The following is a 6,049-nucleotide window of genomic DNA, read 5'->3' as shown; positions in this document are numbered from 1 at the left end:
TTTTTAACTGCCCATACTCCAACCACGATCGCTATTGTTGGCGGAGGTTTTAGTGGTTCTCTAGTCGCTACCCACTTATTAAAAACTGCCAGCCAACCCCTCACCATTAAGCTGATTGAGCGTAGCGATCAAATTGGCAAGGGAATCGCCTACAGCACCGATACCAACTGTCATTTGCTGAATGTATCGGCAGGTAACATGAGTGCATTTGCTCACGATCCAGGGCATTTGTTACGTTGGCTTCAGCACAACCGAAATGAGTTAACAATATTTTTTTCAGAAGAAGTAAATGCCAGTACCTTCATACCTCGTAAGGTCTATGGTTTATACATTCAATCGGTTTTAGCAGAAGCAGAAGCCACAGCGCCTAGTGATGTGCGACTAGAACGCTTCACCGATGAAGTGGTAGGGGTACAGCCTGAAGAAAAAGGCACAATGATTTCTCTACGTAGTGGTCGCTGTTTTGCCGCAGACAGAGTTGTGTTGGCATTGGGGAACTCACCTTCTGCACCCCCCGCCATTCAAAACCCAAACAGTAATGATGATTATCTGCGGAATGCTTGGTCAGCCGATGCCCTAGCAGACCTTGATGCTGATGCGCCTGTGTTGCTAATTGGTACGGGACTGACGATGGTGGATATGGTTTTATCTCTGAGCGATCGCCAACATCGGGGTAAAATTTATGCTGTGTCCCGACGAGGCTTATTTCCCCTAAAACATCAAGCGGCTCAACCTTATCCCTGCTTCTTGACGCTAGAAAATTCACCAAAAAGTGTACGTGGCTGGTTACGTCGGCTACGTGCCGAAGTGGAAATTGCTGCTACCCAAGGCTACGACTGGCGAGCAGTAATTGATTCTCTGCGTCCACTGAATCAGAAAATCTGGCAAAAACTCCCAATGGAGGAACAGCAGCGTTTTTTGCGTCATCTGACACCTTATTGGGATGTGCATCGTCACCGCATTGCCCCAAGGGTGGCGGATGTTGTCACTGAAATGCTGGATTCTGGTCAACTCACCATTTCCGCCGGGCGGATTCGGGAATATCAAGCTTTGCCGGACGGTGTAGCTGTTACCGTCTGCCAGCGCAAAACCCAAACTAATCATATCTTGCAAGTTCGGCGGGTGGTGAATTGTACAGGGGTAGCAGCAGATTATCGCCGATCGCCTCATCCTTTGATTACTGATTTGCGATCGCAGAAATTAATTCGCCCCAATGCCATCGGTTTAGGATTAGATACAGATACCCACGGTGCTTTATATGCAGCAGACAGTAATGTTTCGACGCTGTTTTATACTTTGGGAACTCCCCGCAAGGGTGACTTGTGGGAAAGTATTGCCGTTCCAGAATTACGGGGACAGGCGCAAGAATTATCTAAGGCGTTGTTGCAGTCGCTACCAGTGCGTATGCGGAGTATTCCAACGATGCCTTTGTTAAGTGATGGCAGTGCAGAGATACCGCAGTCCACTTTCCTATTTCGGCAATTTTTTGACCCTGCAACTAGTAGTTATACTTATTTAATTGGCGATCGCCAGACAGGAGATGCTGTTCTAGTCGATCCTGTATTAGAGCAAGTTGACCGCGATTTGGAATCATTGGATGAATTGGGATTAAAGCTACGCTACTGTCTAGAAACTCACCTCCATGCCGATCATATTACAGGGGCAGGCAAACTCAGGCAAAAAACAGGCTGTGAGGTGATCGTTCCCCAGAATACTGCTGTGACAAAAGCCGATCGCTCCCTTGTCGGTGGCGAAATCCTAGAGGTGGGATCGGTAATCATCGAAACAATTTTCACACCAGGTCACACCGCCAGTCACATAGCATATTTGGTGAACAAAACCCATCTGTTAACTGGTGATGCCTTATTTATTCGTGGTTGTGGACGCACAGATTTTCAGGGAGGCGATCCTGGAACTTTGTACGATGTGGTGACACAACGCTTATTTACCTTGCCAGATGATACTTTGGTATATCCTGCCCATGACTATAAAGGACGCACAGTTTCCACCATTGGCGAAGAAAAGCGGCTTAATCCTAGATTTAGCGATCGCAGTCGTAGTCAATTCATTACCATCATGAATAATCTCAAATTGAGTTATCCCCAGAAGATGAATGCAGCTGTACCTGCGAATGAATACTGTGGTGATTTTATTCCTCAAGAAAGCTTAGACCAAGCTACAAGTTCGGCAACAGATGAAGAACAAAAACAAATAGAACTCACAGTTATGACTAATACAGAAATTTACAATGATTACTTTGCTATGTATATCTAGAGCAGAGTGAAAATCAAAATTTTTCCACCCAGGGACGCAATTCCACTTCCCAAGTCCAAGCATTACGAGGTTGGCGGAGAATGCTCAGGTAAGTTTGAGCGATCGCATCTGGATCGAGTAAACTATCTGGCCGATCATCTGGTACTATCCGGGTAGCAGAACGAATTCCTCCATCAATCACAAAATGCGCCACATGGATATTCTGAGGAGCCAATTCACGGGCAATGCTTTGAGCCAAACCCCGTAAAGCAAATTTACCCATTGCAAACGGTGCAGACTGAGGATAACCCTTAACACTGGCGGAAGCACCTGTAAAAAATATTGCTCCCCCACCCGCAGCTAACTGACGTTTTGCCGCCGCTTGTGCTACTAAAAAGCCACCATACGCAGTAATTTCTAGTGTTTTGGCAACATCGGCTGGGTCAAGTTCCACAAATGAACCACGAACCCGCCAGCTAGGATTATACACAACTAATGTTGGTATTCCTAGTTTTTGTTCGACATCTGTAAATAGTTGTTCAACTTCATCTAGTTGAGAAGCATCAACAGTAAAACTGACGGCTCCAATTTCATCAGACAATGCTTTGAGCTTATCAATTTGTCGCGCTGCTAAAGCAATAGTAAAGCCTTCTTTTGCCAATAAACGGGCTAGTGAGGCACTGAGTCCACTACCAGCCCCAACAATCAATGCAATATTTGTCATATCCTCAATTTCTCCCTTGTGATTTGAACCATAATTTGACCAAACGGTCACGAAATACTTCAAAAGCAGTTAGGACATTCCCCCTTTTTGAGGGTACATACAAAAAAACCAGTAAAGACATCAAGAATTGCAAAGGGTTAAAACAAAAGTAGAGCCAATAGCCAACATTGATTTAACAACCTCTGGCTCAATCCCTAAAGGCTTTAAACAAGTAATTTGATTCATCACTTCGAGCATACTATATTCTTTAATATCAAACCCTTGTTCATAAGCGAACTGTTTCACATGGTCGATGTTTTCAAAGTGATAATTGTTAATAGCTCGACCTGAGACATTACTTGCAGTTTGATTGAGTCTTTGCAACCCAGGACTAATTTGCCGTAGTTGATTCAAGCCATCAAAAGTGGTTAGGTCAGGTGTAATCCATACACCGCCGTAAACTCGCAGTATCTCACGAACATTAGCAAACACTTTTTGCTTTTCTGCTAAGGTTAGGTATGTTAACAATCCTTCGCATAAAACAACTACAGGTTGGTTTTGATGTAAATAATTTACGTTCAAAGGAAACTGACTAGGTTGATTAGTAGCATCAATTGCGTCAAAATATAAATTCTGCCGTTCTCCAATCAATCGTTTTACGAGTTGCTGCTTCTGACTAATCATTGCAGGTAAATCACTTTCAACAAAAGTGATATTTTGATTTTGAGACATTGCCATACCACGAGGCAATAATCCAGATGCTAACTCGATAATTTGGGTAGTCTCAAATTGCAAGTGTTGAGATATTACTTGATTAACAGCTTTGTAACGAGCCTCAACAAGAACAGATACTTCACTCGGCTGACTTAATTTTTTTTGTTGCAGTTGTTCTATGAAGCTTTCGGCATTAACTAATTGAGCTAATTCCTTGCCATAAGGGATATCAGTAAACTGCCTAGTATAAGCTACCATCAAAGCTGTTGGACTAATTGCATCAAAAGAGCTTACTTGTGATTGAACCATCTGCTACCTCACATATAGTTTTTTATCCGATCTAATATTTGTGTATCTAATACATAATACGGTAAAACTATTGATTTAGCGTATTTGCCAAGCACGTTTTGGCTATAACAGTTAGCGCAATACAAGCTTTAGTCCATCAATATCAAGAACTTCTCTATGTGCTTGAGTCTCAGGCTCTTTCGTACCAATTAGATTAGACAGCTAGGGCCTGTACCTTAAACGATATCTTATATTTTTAGTTGCATATTGTACAGATTCGAGTAAGTACCATTCACCTCGATTAACTCTTCATGCGTTCCTTGTTCATCAATTCCATTATCCGTTAACACTACAATTCTTTGTGCGTTTCTGACTGTTGACAGACGATGGGCTATAACTAGTGTTGTCCGGTTATCGGTTAACTTCTCCAATGAATCTTGAATGGCCTTTTCACTTTCATTATCCAGATTGCTTGTTGCTTCATCAAAAATGATAATGGGTGGATTTTTTAAGAAAGCGCGTGCAATACTCAACCTTTGCTTTTGGCCTCCTGATAATTTTACGCCACGCTGACCAATATCCGTATTGTAACCATCCGGTAATGTCATAATAAAATCATGGGCATTCGCTTTTTTGGCTGCTTCAATGATTTCTTCCTGGCTTGCCTCAAGCTTACCGTAGCGAATATTTTCTAAAACTGTCCCAGCAAACAAGTACACATCTTGTTGAACAATACCTATGTTCTTTCGTAATGAGCGTAAGCTGATATCTTTAATATTTTCACCATCGAGTAGTATTTCTCCATTGCTTACTTCATAAAAGCGGGGAATTAAGGAACATAGGGTTGTTTTACCAACACCTGAAGCCCCCACTAAGGCAATATATTCGCCAGCTTTTATACTCAAATAGATGTTCTTTAATACATGGTCATAGTCTTCTTTATACTTGAAGCTTACATCTTTGAATTCTACATTTCCTTGAACATGATTAAGTTCGATCGCATCTGCTGAGTCTTGTATATCCGGCTCCACCTGCATAATGTGCATAAATCGGTCAAAGCCAGTGATACCTTCTTGATACAGTCTAGCAAAGTTAACAAATCTCCGAATTGGATCAATGAGGATGCCAATATATAACAAATAAGTCACCAAATCGGCTAACTCCAAAGAAGTATTTACAATAGCAACACCGCCAAAGACAATCACTACAATAGTCATCAGTTGCGTAAAGACATTCATCCCCTCATGAAAGTAGGCTTCGCTCTTATAACCGTCTCGTCTGCTCTCAACAAAACGGGTATTTGTGTATGCAAACTTATTTTTTTCCCTTGTCTCGTTGGTAAACGATTGTACTACCCTAATACCTGCCAGGGTATCTTCAACTTGTGCGTTAATATCGCCGATTCTCTCCTTGCTTGTTCTAAGCGCAGCATTCATTTTCTGATTGAAATACGTAGCATAAACGGTCATGAGGGGAAAGAAGAGAAAGATGATTAAAGTCAGCTTAACGTTGACAGTAATCAAAATAATAAAAGCACCGACAAACTTCACTAAACTGATCGCAATATCTTCAGGCCCATGATGATACAGTTCACTAATTGATTCCAAATCATTGGTGATGCGGGTCATCAACTGACCTGTTTTTTCTTGATCATAAAAACGAAATGATAGCTTTAGATAATGGTCAAATAAGTCACGGCGCATATCACTTTCCATCATGGTTCCCATCATGTGTCCCCGATAGTCAACAAATGTGTTACACAAAGCATGAACCACAACCAAAGTAACCATGACCGCGCCGACTATATATATTTGGCTTAGTGCGTTGGGTACATTTTCTTCCAAGACATTTTGAGTAATGTATCTTGCACACAAGGGAAGTAACAACGTAATTACTGAAACAATAAATGCACATACGATATCTGCAAAAAGCAATCCTAGATATGGCTTGTAATACGACAAGAATTTCTTGCTTCGAGAACCCATAAATTTCCTCAAACAGCTAAGGCTGCATTGTAATGGTGGACAAAGAACGAAATCAGGCTGATATAATTATTTGTTAGTTTTTTCGCTAAGGTCATCAAAAATCAAA

The 6,049-nt window shown here is 41.7% G+C and carries 4 protein-coding genes; 1 reads left to right on the top strand and 3 read right to left on the bottom strand.

Annotation, left to right across the window (positions count from 1 at the left end):
* On the top strand, positions 1 to 2,274 hold a 2,274-nt coding region (locus RMY16_RS02960; protein WP_322735119.1), incomplete at its 5' end, for an FAD/NAD(P)-binding protein.
* A 13-nt stretch (positions 2,275 to 2,287) separates the two neighbouring features.
* Here RMY16_RS02960 and RMY16_RS02955 read toward each other — a convergent pair.
* From RMY16_RS02955 to RMY16_RS02945, 3 genes are all read right to left on the bottom strand, one after another.
* Positions 2,288 to 2,977 carry an SDR family NAD(P)-dependent oxidoreductase gene (locus RMY16_RS02955; RefSeq protein WP_322735118.1) on the bottom strand — a complete coding sequence of 230 codons (690 nt, stop codon included), beginning with the start codon at positions 2,975 to 2,977 and terminating at the stop codon, positions 2,288 to 2,290.
* A 120-nt stretch (positions 2,978 to 3,097) separates the two neighbouring features.
* A complete protein-coding gene (locus RMY16_RS02950; protein WP_322735117.1) occupies positions 3,098 to 3,979 on the bottom strand; it encodes a class I SAM-dependent methyltransferase in 882 nt (293 codons plus the stop codon).
* 227 nt (positions 3,980 to 4,206) lie between these two features.
* Entirely contained in the window at positions 4,207 to 5,943 is a 1,737-nt protein-coding gene (locus RMY16_RS02945; protein WP_322735116.1) for an ABC transporter ATP-binding protein, read from the bottom strand.
* Positions 5,944 to 6,049: the final 106 nt, after the last annotated feature.

It is taken from the genome of Nostoc sp. DedQUE12b (genome assembly GCF_034530835.1).
Lineage (GTDB): Bacteria > Cyanobacteriota > Cyanobacteriia > Cyanobacteriales > Nostocaceae > Nostoc.
The sequence above is the reverse complement of the archived record's forward strand: the minus strand, read 5'-3'. Positions and strand labels throughout refer to the sequence as shown.

Coding starts and splice junctions, on each gene's coding strand:
- RMY16_RS02955 (WP_322735118.1), bottom strand. CDS start 2,977: ATGACAAATATTGCATTGATTGTTGGGGCTGGTAGTGGACTCAGTGCC.
- RMY16_RS02950 (WP_322735117.1), bottom strand. CDS start 3,979: ATGGTTCAATCACAAGTAAGCTCTTTTGATGCAATTAGTCCAACAGCT.
- RMY16_RS02945 (WP_322735116.1), bottom strand. CDS start 5,943: ATGGGTTCTCGAAGCAAGAAATTCTTGTCGTATTACAAGCCATATCTA.